The 16,149-nt window shown below is 63.4% G+C and carries 14 protein-coding genes; 6 read left to right on the forward strand and 8 right to left on the reverse strand.

Annotation, left to right across the window (positions count from 1 at the left end; translation table 11 throughout):
- Window positions 1–30 precede the first annotated feature (30 nt).
- Window positions 31–2,097 (forward strand): sensor histidine kinase, encoded by a 2,067-nt coding sequence (locus AC19YX_RS22505; protein WP_500607055.1) that lies wholly within the window; start codon window positions 31–33, stop codon window positions 2,095–2,097.
- Window positions 2,098–2,203: 106 nt separating this feature from the next.
- On the opposite strand, the gene AC19YX_RS22510 is transcribed toward AC19YX_RS22505, so the two are convergent.
- Window positions 2,204–2,839 (reverse strand): LysE family translocator, encoded by a 636-nt coding sequence (locus AC19YX_RS22510; RefSeq protein WP_078468881.1) that lies wholly within the window; start codon window positions 2,837–2,839, stop codon window positions 2,204–2,206.
- A 318-nt stretch (window positions 2,840–3,157) separates the two neighbouring features.
- On the opposite strand from AC19YX_RS22510, the gene AC19YX_RS22515 reads away from it, so the two are divergent.
- On the forward strand, window positions 3,158–4,753 hold the full coding sequence (locus AC19YX_RS22515; RefSeq protein ID WP_500607056.1) for a hypothetical protein: 1,596 nt from the start codon (window positions 3,158–3,160) through the stop codon (window positions 4,751–4,753).
- A gap of 158 nt (window positions 4,754–4,911) precedes the next feature.
- Here AC19YX_RS22515 and AC19YX_RS22520 read toward each other — a convergent pair whose 3' ends face one another.
- The gene (locus AC19YX_RS22520; RefSeq protein ID WP_500607057.1) at window positions 4,912–5,832 is read right to left on the reverse strand and encodes a GntR family transcriptional regulator; all 921 of its coding nucleotides are present in this window, start codon (window positions 5,830–5,832) and stop codon (window positions 4,912–4,914) included.
- Window positions 5,833–6,047: 215 nt separating this feature from the next.
- Here AC19YX_RS22520 and AC19YX_RS22525 point away from each other — a divergent pair, with 215 nt between their 5' ends.
- Window positions 6,048–6,797 carry a hydroxypyruvate isomerase family protein gene (locus tag AC19YX_RS22525; protein ID WP_500607058.1) on the forward strand — a complete coding sequence of 250 codons (750 nt, stop codon included), beginning with the start codon at window positions 6,048–6,050 and terminating at the stop codon, window positions 6,795–6,797.
- Window positions 6,798–6,838: 41 nt separating this feature from the next.
- Window positions 6,839–7,561, forward strand: a complete 723-nt coding sequence (locus tag AC19YX_RS22530) for a transporter substrate-binding domain-containing protein (protein WP_500607059.1) — start codon at window positions 6,839–6,841, stop codon at window positions 7,559–7,561.
- 66 nt (window positions 7,562–7,627) lie between these two features.
- Here the strand turns inward: AC19YX_RS22530 and AC19YX_RS22535 are convergent, their stop codons facing one another.
- The 3 genes from AC19YX_RS22535 to AC19YX_RS22545 form a co-directional block, all read right to left on the reverse strand.
- Window positions 7,628–7,972, reverse strand: coding sequence for a hypothetical protein (locus AC19YX_RS22535; RefSeq protein WP_078468884.1), 345 nt, complete (start codon window positions 7,970–7,972; stop codon window positions 7,628–7,630).
- A gap of 199 nt (window positions 7,973–8,171) precedes the next feature.
- The gene (locus AC19YX_RS22540) at window positions 8,172–8,306 is read right to left on the reverse strand and encodes a DUF2256 domain-containing protein (protein ID WP_078468885.1); all 135 of its coding nucleotides are present in this window, start codon (window positions 8,304–8,306) and stop codon (window positions 8,172–8,174) included.
- The gene (locus AC19YX_RS22545) at window positions 8,303–9,841 is read right to left on the reverse strand and encodes a cryptochrome/photolyase family protein (RefSeq protein WP_500607060.1); all 1,539 of its coding nucleotides are present in this window, start codon (window positions 9,839–9,841) and stop codon (window positions 8,303–8,305) included. Before AC19YX_RS22545 ends, AC19YX_RS22540 begins: the two co-directional genes overlap by 4 nt.
- Window positions 9,842–10,249: 408 nt before the next feature.
- Here AC19YX_RS22545 and AC19YX_RS22550 point away from each other — a divergent pair, with 408 nt between their 5' ends.
- Together AC19YX_RS22550 and AC19YX_RS22555 are read left to right on the forward strand one after the other, a co-directional pair.
- Window positions 10,250–10,552, forward strand: a complete 303-nt coding sequence (locus tag AC19YX_RS22550; protein WP_153050178.1) for a hypothetical protein — start codon at window positions 10,250–10,252, stop codon at window positions 10,550–10,552.
- Window positions 10,518–11,612 (forward strand): hypothetical protein, encoded by a 1,095-nt coding sequence (locus AC19YX_RS22555; protein ID WP_500607061.1) that lies wholly within the window; start codon window positions 10,518–10,520, stop codon window positions 11,610–11,612. The genes AC19YX_RS22550 and AC19YX_RS22555 overlap by 35 nt, the downstream gene beginning before the upstream one ends.
- Before the next feature lie 93 nt (window positions 11,613–11,705).
- Here the strand turns inward: AC19YX_RS22555 and AC19YX_RS22560 are convergent, their stop codons facing one another.
- The 3 genes from AC19YX_RS22560 to AC19YX_RS22570 form a co-directional block, all read right to left on the reverse strand.
- The gene (locus AC19YX_RS22560) at window positions 11,706–12,425 is read right to left on the reverse strand and encodes a hypothetical protein (RefSeq protein WP_500607062.1); all 720 of its coding nucleotides are present in this window, start codon (window positions 12,423–12,425) and stop codon (window positions 11,706–11,708) included.
- Between the two features lie 78 nt (window positions 12,426–12,503).
- Window positions 12,504–14,243 (reverse strand): ABC transporter ATP-binding protein, encoded by a 1,740-nt coding sequence (locus AC19YX_RS22565; protein WP_500607063.1) that lies wholly within the window; start codon window positions 14,241–14,243, stop codon window positions 12,504–12,506.
- On the reverse strand, window positions 14,240–15,979 hold the full coding sequence (locus AC19YX_RS22570; RefSeq protein WP_500607064.1) for an ABC transporter ATP-binding protein: 1,740 nt from the start codon (window positions 15,977–15,979) through the stop codon (window positions 14,240–14,242). Before AC19YX_RS22570 ends, AC19YX_RS22565 begins: the two co-directional genes overlap by 4 nt.
- Between the last annotated feature and the right edge of the window lie 170 nt (window positions 15,980–16,149).

Genomic DNA, 16,149 nt, shown 5'->3' on the forward strand with positions numbered 1-16,149 from the left:
CCAAGTGCTGATCGATTGGGCCTGAGGGCTGTGGCAAAGCGCGCCATCCTGCAAAACCTGCTGGGTTGGCTGTCAGTGCTCCTGCTCTGCGCAGTCACCGCCCAGGCTCAGGCCCAGGTTCTGCTGCTGGGCGCGGCCACGGCCCCGGCCAATGCCAAGGGCTATTTGCAGCGTCTGGACGACCCCTCGGGGGGGCTGACGCCGACCGAGGCCGAGCAATCCCCGGCCTGGCGCGCGCTGCCGCAAAGCTTGAGCGCGGGCTACACCACCAACACGGTCTGGCTGCAAGTGCAGGTCGAGGCCCAGGACCCGGGCGAACACCGTTGGGTGATGCGCCTGAGCAATACCCTGCTCGACGATGTGCGTCTGTACCAGCGCGACAAACAGGGGGCCTGGCAGGAGCAGAAAGCCGGTGAGGATCTGGCGCGCAGCCAGTGGCCCATCGACTACCGCTCGGCGGTGTTTCCTCTGAAGTTGCGCCAGGGCGAGGTCAAAGTGCTATTGGTGCGCCTGCAGACCAAGAACGCCATGTCGGTCAGCCTGGAATTTGCACCGCGCCAGCTGTTTTCCGATATGAGTCGCCACGAGTACCTGGGTTTCGGTCTGTATTTCGGCGTTTACCTGATGCTGATCGGTTTCCATAGTGTGTTCTGGCGCATGACCCAGGCACCGGAAAGTGGCTGGTACCTGAGTTACGTCAGTTGCTGCGTGGCGGTCGAGGCCTTGACCGCCGGTTTGCCTCAGCAGCTTTTCAGGTTGCCAGTGAGCCTGAGCGATCCATTGCTGGGGATAGCGCTGGCGGTGGGAGTGCCGATTGGCGTGGTGTTCGCCGGGCGTCAATTGGGCTTGCCTCAGGTCTACCCCAGGTTGCACCGAGGCTTTGCCACCCTCGCTTGGTTGCTCTGCGGGCCTGCGGCACTGATCGTCATGGCCGGGCACTACCGCGATGCCATGCCGATCGTTCAGCTCACCGCGCTGTCGCTGGTGCCGTTGTATATCGGGATGGCCCTGTGGCTGCTGGTGCGCGGCCATCGCCCGGCACGTTTTTACCTGCTGGCGTTCGGCATCTATTACGCCGGGGTGGTGATCAGTTTCCTGCGCAACCTGGGCTACGTGCCGGCCACCTTCTGGACCGACAATGCCGCCGCGGCAGGCACCCTGATTCATATGGCGCTGATGAGCCTGCGCATCATCAGCCACTACAACCGCCTCAAGCAGGACAAGCAGCAGGCGCAAGCCGAGTCGGCCAGGCAGACCTTGCAGCAGAACGCGAGGCTTGAATCCCTGGTGGCTGTGCGGGTCAGCCAGCTGAGTGAGGAGATCGGCCGACGCGTGCTGCTCGAACAGGACCTGCGCGTGGCCCTGGAGCAGGAACAGCATATCCGCGCCCAGCAGAATGACTTTGTGGCGATGGTGTCCCATGAGTTCCGCACGCCGCTGGCCATCATCAATACCTCGGCGCAGCAATTGGCCAAGCACTTGGATGCGCCCGTGGACAAGAGCCAGCGCCGTTGCCAGAACATCCGCGAGGCCGGTTCGCGCCTGCTGGCGCTGGTGGATGACTACCTGACCCACGACCGCATGGCCGACGTGCAGCCGATGTCGCAGTTCAAGGACTGCGACCTCGGGGCCCTGTTCGAGGATGTGCTGGCCGGGTTCGAGCCGGGGCGGATCCGCTTCAATTGCACGCTGCCCGAGCGGCCCTTTATCTGTGACAGCGGGTTATTGCACGTGGCCGTGCGCAACCTGCTGGCCAACGCCGACCGCCATGCCCCGGCCGGGGCACAGATCGAGTTCGAGCTTTCCGAGCAGGATTCGGCCATCTGCCTGAGCATTCGGCACCCCGGCGAGGCCATTCCCGAGCAGGAGTGCGGACGCCTGTTCGACAAGTACTACCGTGGCCAGCAGGCCCAGCGCAGTTCGGGAGCGGGCCTGGGGCTATACATGGTGCAACGGATCGCTCAGTTGCATGACGGGGATGTGCAACTGCTGGAGGCAGGCGGGCAGGGGAGCATCTGCTTTCGGATGCGTTTGCAATTGCGTCAGGGCCCCGCTCAAACAGCGATCACCGACGTTGCCAGCGATGTGTATGGGTAGCCCCCGGCTGCGTTCATGACCCATTGCCGAGCGCCCGGCAGTCGTATGCGGGCGGTCAGGGGCGGGCCGAATCAGGGGGCGAGGCACCCACCTCCAGCAACCCGCTTCAACGCCGCCCTTCAAACGCCATACGCACCGCCAGGCCCGCCAGCACCGTGCCCATCAGCCAGCGCTGCACCAACTGCCACACCGGCTTACTGGCGAGGAAGGCGGCAATGGAGCCGGCCATAAGCGCGATCAACGCATTGACGCTCACGCTGATGGCGATCTGGGTCGAGCCCAGCACCAGGGACTGGGCCAGTACCGAGCCGTGGCCGGTGGGGTCGATGAACTGCGGCATCAGCGACAGGTACATGACCGCGACCTTGGGATTCAGCAGGTTGGTGACAAACCCCATCGTGAACAGCTTGCGCGGGCTGTCCTGCGGCAGGTCCCGGACCTGAAACGCGGAGCGTCCGCCGGGCTTGACTGCCTGCCAGGCCAGGTACAGCAAGTACAGCGCGCCGCCCAGGCGCAGGGCGTCATACGCATAGGGCACCGCCAGCAGCAAGGCGGTGATACCCAGGGCCGCGCACAGCATATAGACCAGGAAACCCAGCGCCACGCCGCCCAGGGAAATCAGCCCGGCCATTCGTCCCTGGCAGATCGAGCGTGAGATCAGGTAAATCATGTTCGGCCCCGGGGTCAGCACCATGCCGAGGGAGATCAGGCCGTAGGCGATGAGGTTGGACAGTTCGGGCATGGCGTGACTCCTGAAGGCATTGAAGGGAATCGGTACTGCGCCGAACCTTTACCTGGCGGTATTGGCCAGCGCCGAAGCAGTCGACTCGATGGCGCGCCGATAGTAGGGCGCCCGACAGCCGTGCGTTAGATACAGATTCATCAACAAAACGACATACAGCGCGGCGATCAGCTTTGGCCGGCCGCGCCAAGCCCATCGGCAGCGCGGCTTTGTGGGTATCTGGCCATCAGCCACCGGCGGGTCTCGCCACTGAAAAGCCGGCCCTATAGACTCGCCGGTTCGGGCGCGAGGACGGCGCCTTTATCGAGGACTTCACCCATGGCAAAGCAGATGCCGGCCCCTGGCGACGTGCTGGGTTTTCCCATTGAGCGAATTGGCCGCTTTGGCGCGTGCCAGATCCTGGCGCTCGACAGCGACAAGCAGCAGGTCACGGTGGCATTGCTGGACTGGACCGGCGAGCAGATGCCGACGTTGGATGACGTGGCGGATGCCCCGCGCTTCGTGAAGAACTTCATGTTCTGGAACGACCAGGAAATCGTCATGCACCTGGCCCTGCCCGTACCCGTGGCGTATTGCAGTATCGGCAACCTGCCGCTGCAGGGCTGCAGCGAATCCAACAGCTATGGCGGCTGGGGCTTCGGCGATCTCATCGCCCGCCAGTATGTCTGGAATGCGCTGCCCGGCGAGCTGACCCAGGCGTTCAAGGCCAGCCTGGACAGCGACGCCCTGGTCACTGCTCCGGGGCTCCTCTGTGCCGACAACGACCAGCCGATGCAGATGCGCGTCAGGTCTGCGTCGCGCTTCAGCGATGACGCGGCCTACCGCATCAGCGGCGATTTCAACATGGCCTCACTGCACGCCTGGCCGCTGCTGCACCAGGTGTTCCTGCACGCCTGGCGCGACGACCTGATACCTTTTCTGTGCAGCGCGCCCCTGGTCACCGAGCTGTCGCTGCTCAAGCACGATCAGCGCGAGCTCGACTTCTCGGCCACCTGCCTTGAACGGCTGGTGATCGACATCGAAGGTCTTGAGCGACTGGTCCTGCCCAAGAGCCTGACCACCCTGATCGTCCACGGCCAGGGCGCGGTCAAGCGCTTCGGCGCCATCGACGACCGGGTGGATGTGCTCAGCCAGCTGGCACCTGATGTGCGCCCCATGCTGACCGTGGTGGCCACGCAGAACGGGCGCTGGATCTCGCTGCAGGCCACCGGCACGGTGCCGGCAGTGCACGGGCTCGACCAGTTGCGCGGGCTGCTTGTGGCCAAGGTGAGCGAACTTGACCTGGCCGAAGTCGTCGACACCCTCCCCCACGTCGAATACCTGCACCTGTTCGGCGCCCCCGGGACCCTGAGCGGGCTGGGGTCATTGAGCGAGCTGCCGAAGCTCGAAGCGCTGTGGTTCTGTGACCTGTTCGGCTACAGCCCGGATGATTTCCCTGCACCCGCTGCGCTGCCAAGCCTGACCAGCCTGAGCCTGGACAGCCTGCCGGCGGACGTCGCGGCTGCGGTGCGCAAGGCGTACAAGAAGGCGCCGCAGGTGGACCTGACACTGAGCAAACCGCGCAAGCCCGAATGGCTGGCGGAGAACCTCGACAACCCGCTGCGGCACTGGGACGGTCGCGAAGGGTTTGCCCCGGCCCTGGTCAAGAAGGTGCACGCGGCCTACATCGCGGCGTTGCGCCAGGTGCGCGAGGCTGAAACCGTCCGGGTCGACGAGGGGGCCTACAGCCAGCGGGTCACCGCGGCCATCGCCGCGTTCCTCGAGGTGATCGCCGGGCTCAATCGCAAGCATGGCTTCCTCTACACCCTGGAACGCGACGAAGTGATCGACGCGGTCAACCTCCTGGCCGCGTCACTCTCGGCCCCGGCACGCGTCGCGCTGGACCCCTTGATCGAAGGAGCCCTGGACGATTGAACCGGTCCGTTGCGGCCGGCATCGCTCAAGCCTGCTGATCGACGGCTGCGTAACGCCACTCTTGCAGTGGCTTTATCGGTTGTTTTGTATCTTGTATCGACAGGAAACAATCGTGTTAAGCTGCGCCGCAACACGCTGGAGCGGCGTTCGAGGACCTTTTAATCGTTTTGTGCGGGCGACATCACGTCGCCTTCAGGCACGCCATCCGGCTGAGTCTTGAGCCGGCCGACATGGTCCAGATGCCTCCAGAGAAAGTGCGCGGCCTCTTCACGCCGATCGGATTCGATGAGGTCGAGCAAGTGAATATGTTCCCGGCATTGCGCCTCAAGACGCGTGCGATCGACGTTGGCTTTGTAGCCCATGAAACGCCGGAGCTGGTTTTGCTGGCGGATGGCGTCGATGAAAAAGGCATTGGCGGAGCCCTGCACGATCAGTTCGTGAAACTGCGCGCCGATCTCGAACAGTTGGGCGCGGGACAAGGTCTGGATCTCTCCGTCGAGCAGGGCCTGTTGTTGCTGTCGGGCCTCGGCAAACGCGCTGTGATTGACCTGATAGCCAGGCTCGAGCAGCGCGGCTGGCTCAATGGCCATGCGGAAGCGGTAGCTCTGGATGTAGGTCTGGGTGTTGTGCACGAAGCTCTTGAGGCTCCAGCCTTGGCCGGGATTGCGCTCGACCATGGCTTCGCCGGCCAGCCGGTTCAACACCTTGAGCAGTTGCCCGCGCGGCACGGCATAGCGGCGCAGCAGTTGTGCTTCAAAAAAGTGGGCGGGTATTTCACCGCTCAGAATGTCGTCGACCACGCGCAGGTAAAAGTCGTCGAAAGGGTCGCTGGCAAGAGGGAACGCCGCTTGCTGAATCTGCGCGGCGTCCTGATTCAGAAAGTAGCCGCGATTGGGTTCGTGGATCGCCAGGCCCCACTCGGCGAGCAAGGCAAACACCCGCCGCACAGGGGAGCGCGAAACCCCCAGGGCCTCGGCGAAGGTCTGCTCGCGCAAGGGCTCACCGGTTTGCATCGAGCGGGCGCGAACCAGGTCGATGACGCGGGGGGCCAGTTGCAAGGCGAGGTCTTTCTTGATCACGGGTTCTTTCTCGAAGGAGTGGCCTCAGTCCCTCAGCGGTAGCCCAGGGGGCTGCGGCGGACTGGTGGTGGAAAATACCATACGCAGCGACTGCGGGTGGGCTGGCAGGCAATCGTGGTACAGGCCCTTGTTGAATACGCCGATGGCGCAGTGCTGGAGCGGTGCAAAGAGCTCCAGGCGGATGATTTGTTTTTCCCAGGATGGAGGTTTACCCAGTGCTCAAGTTCAATGCTCACCTTGGTTTTCAGTTCAATGAATGGCCGTTTCTGCAACGTATCGAAGCGGCTGCGGCCGCAGGGTTTCGGGCGGTCGAGTTCCCGTCGCCCTATGAGTTCGACGCTAGTCTCCTGGCCGATCACCTGGCCCGGCATGGGTTGCCACTGATTCAGTTCGCCGCGCCGGCCGGTGTCAGCAAAGGCCTGGCCGCCCAGCACGGCAAGGAGCAGGAGTTTCGCGCGGGCCTGGCGCAGGCGGTGCGCTATGCCAGGACATTGGGGTGCTCGGATGTGCACATCATGTCCGGCGTCACCACCCGGGACGATGCGGCATCGACCTTCGGCGGCAACCTGGAGTATGCGGTCAAGTACTTCGAAGACCAGGGGCTGCGGCCGCTGATCGAAGTGATCAGTGCCCAGGAGGTGCCCGGCTACTACCTGTCCGACTTCGACAAGGCGCAGCAGGTGCTGGAGGACTTCCCGAGTGTCGGGCTGATTCTCGATCTGTACCATGCCCAGTTGCTGACCGCAGACGCTGCCGAGGTGCTGGCAAGGTTTTATCAGCGAACTGTGCATGTGCAAATTGCCGACTGCCCGGGGCGTCATCAACCGGGAACCGGAAGCATGGATTTCCCGGCCTTGTTCGCGGCACTGGAACAGCGTGGCTACAGCGGTTGGATCGGTTGTGAGTACCGGCCTTCGGGCCCGACCGTGAACTCCCTCGAATGGCTCAAACGCCTGGGCGCCTAGAGCGCGCACGGTACGCCCCGACCCCAACCCTGGAGCAAATCATGAGTGCAATCACCCCTGCGGTTCTTCAAGACCTGGCCCCTGGCGGCGTACTGCGCGCGGCCATCAATCTCGGCAATCCGGTACTGGCGCAGCAGGACCCGGATGGCTCGCTACACGGGGTCTCCGTGGCCCTGGCCAAGGCGTTGGCCGAGGAGCTGGGAGTGCGTCTGGAGATGCTGACTTTCGACGCCGCCGGCAAAGTGTTTGCCGCGCTGGAGGAGGGCAGCTGGACCCTGGCCTTCCTGGCCATCGAGCCGGTGCGCGAGCAGCAGATCGCGTTCAGCGAACCCTACGTGATGATCGAAGGCACCTACCTGGTTGCGACCGACTCGGCGTACCTCAAGGTCGAAGATCTGGATCAGCCCGGGCTGCGCCTCGCGGTCGGCCGGGGCGCGGCGTACGACCTGTTCCTCAGTCGGACCTTGCAGCACGCACAACTGGAGCGGGCCGAGACCTCCGCGGCGGCCGTGGAGCTGTTCTTCGACCAGGGCCTGGATGCCGCCGCCGGCGTGCGCCAGCCCCTGCAACAGGTGGCTGCTGCCGATGGGCGTTACCGGGTGCTGGAAGGCGCGTTCACCGCGATCCGCCAGGCGCTGGCCGTGCCTCGCCAGCGAGCGGCAGGGGCGGCGTATGTGAGGGCCTTCGTCGAGCGGAAAAAGGCCGAAGGGTTTGTCCACGCCGCACTGGCGGCGAGTGGTCAAGCCGAGGTCACGGTGCCCTAGGGCCGATGCTCTGGCTTGACACCCAGCCACGCCAACGGCGGGTTGTCAGGCCGGGCTCATTGCCCCTCAGCGTGAACGAAACCCCCAGACCATCTCCACAATGCGCTCCGCAACCACCAGGTAGATCACGATAAGGCCCAGTTGCAGCGCCAGGTGATATTCCAGCTTGGCCAGCCGGCGAACCCCATCACTGACATTGAGCAGCCACAACAGGGCCGATAAGCCGATCAGGCCCCAGCCTGCCATGTTGGAAACCAGCAGGCCCAGGAACAGGTCATGGGTGCCCCTGAGCGCATCGGTCCCCGCAGCAAACAGCAGGGCGCAGACGATCAGGTTTTTAACGTTGTCGAAGATCTGCGTACTGAGATCGTTTTCCAGCAGTTCCAGATAGCGATTCCAGAGTTTCTGCATAGTCGATAGGCCTCAAGTGTAGGCGTCGAAAGCCGGCGCCAACCCCACTCAGGGGCCATCAGCAGCGCCCTGGAGCAGCGCCAGCCCCGGTGAGAATGTCAGCGTAGCAGCCCGGGCCCCAGGCGCAGGGTGATGGGCGTCTCAGGCGCCCACCCCAAGGCATCGTCGCGACGATCCGCCTTTGTCGGCGCGGCAACACTCACCGAGCTTTGTGCCGCCGACAGCGCTCCGAGCAATAGCGCACCTGATCCCAGCACCGCGCCCATTTCTTGCGCCAGGCAAAGGGCAACCCGCAGGTCGCGCAGGTCTTGACCGGCAGTTCGCTCTTTTTCACAGCGGGTCCCCGGCGTCCAGGGCCGCGAGCAAATGCTGGCCGCGTTGCCAGAGCGCTTGCTGCTTGGCCTCCGGCATGCGGTCGAGGTTTTTATAGAGCATGGCCATGCGTTGGTTGCCCCGCAGCAGGTCGCCGTGGCGCATCAGGAAATGCCAGTACAGCGCATTGAAGGGGCAGGCGGTGTCTTGCGTGCTCTGCGTGACGTTGTACGCGCAGTCGCGGCAGTAATCCGACATGCGCTTGATGTACTGGCCACTGGCGCAATAGGGTTTGGACCCCAGGTAACCGCCATCGGCATGCATGACCATGCCCAGGGTATTGGGCAGTTCGACCCAGTCGAAGGCGTCCATGTAGATGGCCAGGTACCACTCGCAGATCTGGCTCGGCACGATCCCGGCCAGCAGGGCAAAGTTGCCGGTGACCATCAGCCGCTGGATGTGATGGGCGTAGGCATGCTCCAGGCTCTGGCCGATGGCCTGGCGCATGCAGTTCATCCGGGTGGCGCCGGTCCAGTAGAACTCGGGCAGCGGCCGCTGGTTGCCGAAGGCATTGCCCTGGGCGTAGTCGGGCATCTTCAGCCAGTACACGCCGCGCACGTACTCGCGCCAGCCGATCAGTTGGCGGATAAAGCCTTCGGCGGCATTCAGGGCAATCCTGCCCGACCAGTACGCCGCCTCCACATCGCTGCAGACCTGGCGGACATCCAGCAGGCCGATATTCAGCGCGGCGCTGATGCGTGCGTGAAACAGAAACGGTTCGTTGCTGGCCATGGCGTCCTGGTAGTCGCCAAACCCGGCCAGGCCGAAATCCAGAAAGTACTCCCACAGCGCCAGGGCCTCGGCGTGGGTCACCGGGTAGTCGAAGTTCTCCAGGGAGCCGTAGTGGCTGGAGAAGCGTGCGGCCACCAACTCCAGCACCTCGCGGGTTATCGAGTCCGTGCCAAACCGCGCCGGGTAGGGCGCCTTCGTTCCCTTGGGCAGCGCCTTGCGGTTGTCCGCATCAAAGTTCCAGGCACCGCCCACCGGGCTGCCGTCGCCATTGAGCAACAGCCCGCATTTGCGCCGCATCTCACGGTAAAAGAACTCCATGCGCAGCTGTTTCTTGCCCTGGGCCCAGGCCGCGAACTCGCTGCGGGAACAGATAAAACGCGTATCGGCATGCCACTCGACGCTTAACCCGCAGTCCTTGATCGACTGTTCGAGGCGCCAGTCGCCGCACTCCGTCAGGCACAGGACCTGAGCCTGCAACAGCGCTTGCCAGCGGCGCAATTCGCCCGGCACCGAGCCGGTGTTGTGCGGATCATCCAGGGTCACGTACTGCACCCGCAAACCCCGTTCGCGCAACGCCTGGGCAAAATGGCGCATGGCACTGAAAATCAGCACGATCTTCTGCGGGTGATGGGGCACATGGCTGGCTTCCTCCATCACCTCCACCAGCAACACCGTGTCGCGCTGCGCATCCAGCCCCTGCAGCGAGGCCAGGTCAAAGGACAACTGATCGCCCAGCACCAGGCACAGTCGGCGAGTCGTATTCATGGGTGGATCCAGCCAGTGTCGGGTGAGCGGAAGGTCATCCGGGCGGGAAGAGGGGGCGCAACACCGGATACGCTGTGGTTCTATCGTCTAAAACCTATACAAATATATATTTATGTATAGGTTATTCATAGAGCTTTGCGCAGGAAACGGGATTGTTCCGCGGTGCCTGAGGAACCACCCTCAGCCAGGTCTGTAGCTCGTAACAGCGGTCGATGGCCTGGCAAGGCCTGCCTTGCAAACTGAAAAGCCCCGGCTACGCTGATGGCAGAATGCCCTACCTGAAAAAAAGAGCATCCCTATAACAGCTTGTATGGCCCCCTCATTCATTCGAAATGTTGAAGGCTTGGAATGCACTTAATGCTCAGGTGGCTACTTATACTTTCCATCTCGCTGACGTGCTCTTGCACGGTGGTTCATATTATCGGCGAGAGCGGCAATGTCGAAACCCGCTGGATGCCGGGCATCTCCTATATCCACATTGACGCCACTGAGCGTCCCTTGTACGTGCAAAGTGAGACCCTGGGCCTTGGCTTTTCCAATCAATCACTGACGCTGGGTTACGGGGTGTTTGAACAAGTAGTGGTAGAGGATATCAGCGGCGGCACCTGCCTCCTGATATCTATTGCTGGCGGCCCCGCCAATCGAGACTTCTCATTTCAGAAAAAGGATCCTGAATATGTTTGTACAAACAAGGAAGTCAGCGTTCGTTAATACCAGGGCCATGCTCCTGGTGGTGGCGGGGGCAGGAGCGGGGTGTGCCCCCTTGCAGCAAGCGCCCTTGGTCTATACATCTTCCCACGTGATTGGCGTGAAGCTTGGGGTCGCCCCTACGCAGCCGGAATCCATGGAAGCCGTGATCGGCTATAAGGACCTGGACGCCGCCTATGCGCCTGTCGCGGTCTCTAATCCGCATTTGGACAAGGCCATGCAACCTGGAAATAAATACGATAAGGATCTCTATGAAATCAAGGAAATCTACGGGATCTATGGAACTCAGGCGAGCGCGGCGGGTGCCACTCAGTTATTGACGCCGGAAGAGTCGGTGGATATGAAGACGTATTTTGAAGAGTTCTCGAAGAAGGAGAACAGCGCAATCACCACCAGTAAGGCTAAGGCCGATTGGGAGGAAAAGCAGATTTGGAAGACGTTGAGTGAACAATTAATAAAGGAGTCTAAGGGGAGGGGCTGTAAAGAACTCGTAAGAAGTATGCCTATCAAAGACACCTATTTAAATCTATTCAACTGCGTTGCGGTAGATGCCCAAAGCGAAGTCAGGAGGATGTACGGCACCTTAAGCGATAAAAATCAGAGTTATGACTACTTTGATAGTGAGGAGCGCAAAGCTAAAGCGGAGTATGACAAAGCTAACGATGCCTCTCAGGTCGCCCTGACGAATTTCGCCCGCATCACTGACAAAGTTAAGGGCGCCCTTGAGAAGTTGGCCAGTATCCAGAAACGAGACGCCATTTCGGTCTATGGCTCGTTCGACGCCGATACCGGTGCAGAGACTGCCAAGGTCCAGGGCACTGACACCAATGGAAATAATGGTGTGAAGGTTAAAGTCGGCAAGGTTTTTTCAACCGGCGTGGCTGCGCAGAACGTGTCCGAGGCACAAAAAACTGTCGCTTCAGCGGTGGTTGTCAGTGCCTGTATCAATGCCCTGGGTGATCAGGCGCAGAAGGTGCACACAGGCGCTGGTGCAGGTGCCGCCAGACAAGCATTTATTCAAGCCTTGTTACCCGAGTGCTTCAAAGTGAAGCAGGAGAAATAATCCCCCTTCAGCCGGTCAGGGGTTTGGTTTTTGCGGCTGGATAAGCTGTCTTGGGGTGAGTCGGAGCGGGTGCACTGCATCCGCTGCCACTCCTCAAAAACCAAACGTCGGATGCCGCCCCTCGCTGTAGCGCCACTTTTTCCCAGCCATAAATGCGTCTTCGCCAAAGTGCGTGCGTATTGCCAGTCTTACCTCATCCGGCACCGGGTCGGTGATCTGCGCGGTGGCCTCCAGCCAATAGAGATCGTCGCCAAGCTGCTCCACACGCTGGAACGGCGCACTTTCTATGGCTTGCCTGCCGAACAGCTCGATATAGGGCTTGCCGTAGAGCGAGATGTTGGGAATTTCCGGCAGGCGCAGGTGAAGGTTGAATGGGGTGTCCCAGCCGGCGAATTCCATGCTGCGGATGTCGCCATACAGGGTGTTGCTACAGGCTGCCAACCGTTTGATCAAAGCCAGGAAGTCGTCAAGCATTGCGGGCTTTTTGCTGAAGGCTTTGCGCATCAGGAAACCACTGACAAAGGGAAACGATGGCGGGGTCGAGCGGTTCCACTGCACTTGGTACCCAAGGTGGCTGCCTGCCTCCAGCACCAGGCTGCCCGCCATCGCCGAGATGCCCGGCTGCGCCAGAAAGCGCAGCGGTTCTTCCACATCGACCAATGGCTGGCGCCCTTCGAAGGCGCCGAACCGGGTGGGCCGGATACTGGCGACGGCGCTGTCAAGGCACTGGATGATTGCCCGGGCCTGGGACGGTATCGAGAAGTCCCCCGTTGAGCTCAATGAAAAAGTGACGCCCGGAACTGGATTACTCATGAAGCTTCCCTTGATTTGCTGTGGACAGTCTGCGGCGCGCAGTCTAGCAAGGTCGGACGGCTCGGCGGGGGCCGAACCCTAGGGTGCTTCGGCTGTCAGGCGCCAGCCGCCGGCGCGTTGCCGGTCGTGCCAGAAGCCGGCGTAGCGCCCGTGCTTGGTCAGCAGTTGGCGGTGGGTGCCGGATTCCACCAGGCGTCCCTGGTCCAGCACCAGGATCTGGTCGGCGGCCATGATGGTCGGCAGGCGATGGGCGATCACCAGCACCGTGGCGCTGTGCATCAGGCTGCGGATGGCGGCTTGCACAAAGGCTTCGTTCTGCGGGTCGAGGGCTGCCGTGGCTTCATCCAGCAGCACGATCGGCGCACGTTTGAGCAAGGCCCGGGCCAGGGACACGCGCTGGCGCTCGCCACCGGACAGGCTGGCGCCGCCTTCACCCACTGGTGTATCCCAGCCCTGGGGCAGGCGCGCGACGATCTCATCAACCCCCGCCAGGCGCGCCGCCTCGGCCACCTGCCCAGGGCTGGCGTCGGGGCTGCCCACGCGGATATTGGCCGCCAGGCTGTCATCGAACAGGTACACGTCCTGCATCACCAGGGACAGTTGGGCCATCAGGGCTTCATTGGACAGCTCGCGCACATCCACCCCGCCGACCATGACCCGGCCCTGGCTGGCGTCGAAGAAACGCATCAGCAAGCGGGTGACGGTGGTTTTACCGGAGCCCGAGGCGCCGACGATGGCGGTCATCGAATGGGCAGGGGCGCTGAAGCTCAGGTCCTGGAGCACCGATGGGCCGCTGGGATAGGCGAAGCTCACCTGTTCGAAGGCGATGCTGCCGGGGGCGGTCAGTGGCCGGCTTAGAGCCGGTTCTGGCAGCGGTGGTTCGCGCAGGATGCTCACCAGTTGCTCCAGGTCGTTGCCGGCCATGCGCAGCAAGCCGCTGCGAGCGGCGGCTTCAGCCAAGGGCCCGACAAAGCGCGCCACCAGGGCCAGCAGCGCCACCAACTGGATGGCATCGATCTCGCCGGCCATGGCCAGCGCCAGCCCCACGCCCACCAGCAAGGCGAACGCCAATTGCACGGTCAGGCCGCCAGCCAGCAACTTGGGAAAGGTCTGCGCCAGCATCGAGCCGCCGGCCTGCTGTTGCGCCCGATTGGCGGCCTGCAAGGGTGGGTAGCCGTCCTGGGCCTGGCCAAAGGCCCGCAGCACCTGTTGAAACCGTGCGAATTCCACCACGCGGTTGCCGGCCAGGGTAGCGGCGGCCTCCACCCTTTGGTCATTGCGGGCGATGGCGTTGGCCGACCAGTGATGGGTGAAGTAGATCAGCGGTGCGCACAGCACTGCCGTCAGTCCCAGGCGCCAATCAAACACAAACAGGCTCAGGGCCACGGTGGCAGGTACTACTACGCCGGACACCACCGGCCCCAGGTAATGGGCAAACAGGCCGGTGACCATCAGCGTGCCGCTGGTAGCACTGCGGGACAGGCGCCCGATCTGCTCCGAATTGAACCAGCCCAGGGGCAGGCGCATCAGGTGCTGGCCGAGGCGGTCGTGCAGAGTGGTGAGCACCAGCAGGGCCAGGGTGAAGCCCTGCATCGCCTGGTGGTAATGGGCGATACAGCTCAGCAGCACCATGGCCCCGAGCACGCCGAGCCAGGCCATGGCCCCGTGCAGATCACCACTGAACAAGCCGTGCAGGATCGGCACCAGCAAGGCCACGGCCAGCCCCTGGAGCACGGCGCTGATCACCAGCCAGGCCAGGTAGCGGTAAAGGCGTGGGGCGTGGTCGGGGCCCAATAGGGTGAGCAGGCTGCGGATCACAGGGACATCTCCAGGTCGGGGGCGGTGGTTTCAGTGCTGGCGCGCCACAGTCGGGCATAGGCACCGTTGGCCTGCAGCAGTGCGCGGTGGCTGCCGCGCTCCAGCACCCGGCCCTGGTCGAGGACCACGATCTGGTCGACGCCGCTGATGCTCGCCAGGCGATGGGCTATCACCAGTACCGTGCGCCCTCGGGCCAGGGCCGACAGGGCGTCTTGGATCAGTGCCTCGGATTCCGGGTCGGCGTGGGAGGTGGCTTCATCGAGGATCAGCACCGGGGTGTCGGCCAGCAGCGTGCGGGCGATGGACAGGCGCTGGGCTTCGCCGCCGGACAGGATCGCGTCCTCGCCGATCACCGATTGGTAGCCACGGGGCAGAGCCTGGATGCGCTCATGGATCTGCGCCGAGCGCGCGGCGGCCTCCAGTTCGGCGTCGCTGGCCTGGGGGCGGCCGAGGCGCAGATTGGCGGCCACGCTGCCGTGCACCAGTTGCGCGTCCTGCAAGACAAAACCCACCTGGCGGTACAACAGGCCTGGCTCGATGTCGCGCACGTCGACGCCGCCCACCCGCACCCGCCCGGCGCTGACATCGTGAAAGCGCGGCACCAGCTTGGCCAGGGTCGACTTGCCGGCGCCGGAGGCACCCACCAGCGCGGTCACGCTGCCCGCCGGGCAATGCAGGTCGATGCCCCTGAGAATCAGATGCGCCGGGTCGTAGCCAAATTCGACCTGGTCGAAGGTGATGTCGCGGCCCTCTGGGGCTTTGCCCGGCGTCGGGCTAGGCAGCTCCTCGACTTGCAGCAGGGCTTCGATGCGCCCGGCGGCGGCCAGGGCGGTGCGCTGGGCGCCAAGGCTCTGGGTGATCACCAGCAATGACTGGGGGATGACCACCGCCACCAGGGTTTCGGCGAACAGCTCCAGGGGCGTGACCCAGCCCCGGGCCAGCAGCAGGCTGCCGACCCCCAGGCTCACCAACAGAATCAGCGGCACGCTCAAGGCCATGGAGGAAAAGGTCTCCAGGCGCAGCAATGGCCGCACCCAACCGGCGTACTGCGTGCTGAAACGGTCGACCGCCTGCTGATAGCTGCGATGGGCCTGGCCCGCCCGGCCGAACGCCTTGACCACGGCAATGCCATGGACGAACTCGACGATGGCCGCGCTGACCCGGGTCATGCTGACGTCCAGCTGCTGCATCTTGTCGCCGAAGCCACGCATCATCAGGCGGTAGGCCAGCCCATAGATCGGCAGGGTCAGCACCGCCAGCAGCGCCAGGCGCCAGTTCAGGCTGGCCAGCCAGAGCAGCCCGGCCAGGGGAGTGACAATGGCCGAGGTCTGCTCCACCGCATGGTGGGCAATCAGGTGGTGCAGGTCTTCAAGATCGTCTTGCACCACCTTGCGCACCGCACCGGAGGTGGTGTCGCTGTACCAGCCCAGGGGCACGCGGCCGAGCTTGCGCACCATGGCTTCGCGCAAGCTCGCTTGCAGCCGGTGGTCCGCCAGGTGCGTCAGCCACAGGGCAAGGCCGCTGGCCATCCAGCCCAGGCTCAGGGCGCCCACCACCAGCGCCGCCCAGCGCCACAGCAATTGGGGTTCGGCATGGCCGTCGAGCAACAGACGGCCCAGCTCGGTCAGGCCGATAAAGGGCACCAGGTTGACCAGCGCGCCCACGGCGGCAAACGCCACGCCGAGGCGAACAAGGCGATTGACTGGGCGTTTCAGGGTGTCCAGGGCGCTAGTCATGGGTTTTTCCGTGGTGACTCAGCCGCTGCACCGATAGTGCCTGGGCGCGGCTGATGTGAATGGCTGGAAAGTCGAGCAGGTTCAAGGAGCAACGATGCTAGTCGTTCCCATTGTCGGCACTACCCGCATCCAGTCGATTTCGCCCCGCATCCATTGGCCGGCCGGGGACT

The sequence above is a fragment of the Pseudomonas sp. MF09150 genome (assembly GCF_059862355.1).

Coding starts and splice junctions, on each gene's coding strand:
- AC19YX_RS22530 (WP_500607059.1), top strand. CDS start 6,839: ATGAGTGCAATCACCCCTGCGGTTCTTCAAGACCTGGCCCCTGGCGGC.
- AC19YX_RS22555 (WP_500607061.1), top strand. CDS start 10,518: ATGTTTGTACAAACAAGGAAGTCAGCGTTCGTTAATACCAGGGCCATG.
- AC19YX_RS22535 (WP_078468884.1), bottom strand. CDS start 7,972: ATGCAGAAACTCTGGAATCGCTATCTGGAACTGCTGGAAAACGATCTC.
- AC19YX_RS22560 (WP_500607062.1), bottom strand. CDS start 12,425: ATGAGTAATCCAGTTCCGGGCGTCACTTTTTCATTGAGCTCAACGGGG.
- AC19YX_RS22510 (WP_078468881.1), bottom strand. CDS start 2,839: ATGCCCGAACTGTCCAACCTCATCGCCTACGGCCTGATCTCCCTCGGC.
- AC19YX_RS22570 (WP_500607064.1), bottom strand. CDS start 15,979: ATGACTAGCGCCCTGGACACCCTGAAACGCCCAGTCAATCGCCTTGTT.
- AC19YX_RS22515 (WP_500607056.1), top strand. CDS start 3,158: ATGGCAAAGCAGATGCCGGCCCCTGGCGACGTGCTGGGTTTTCCCATT.
- AC19YX_RS22545 (WP_500607060.1), bottom strand. CDS start 9,841: ATGAATACGACTCGCCGACTGTGCCTGGTGCTGGGCGATCAGTTGTCC.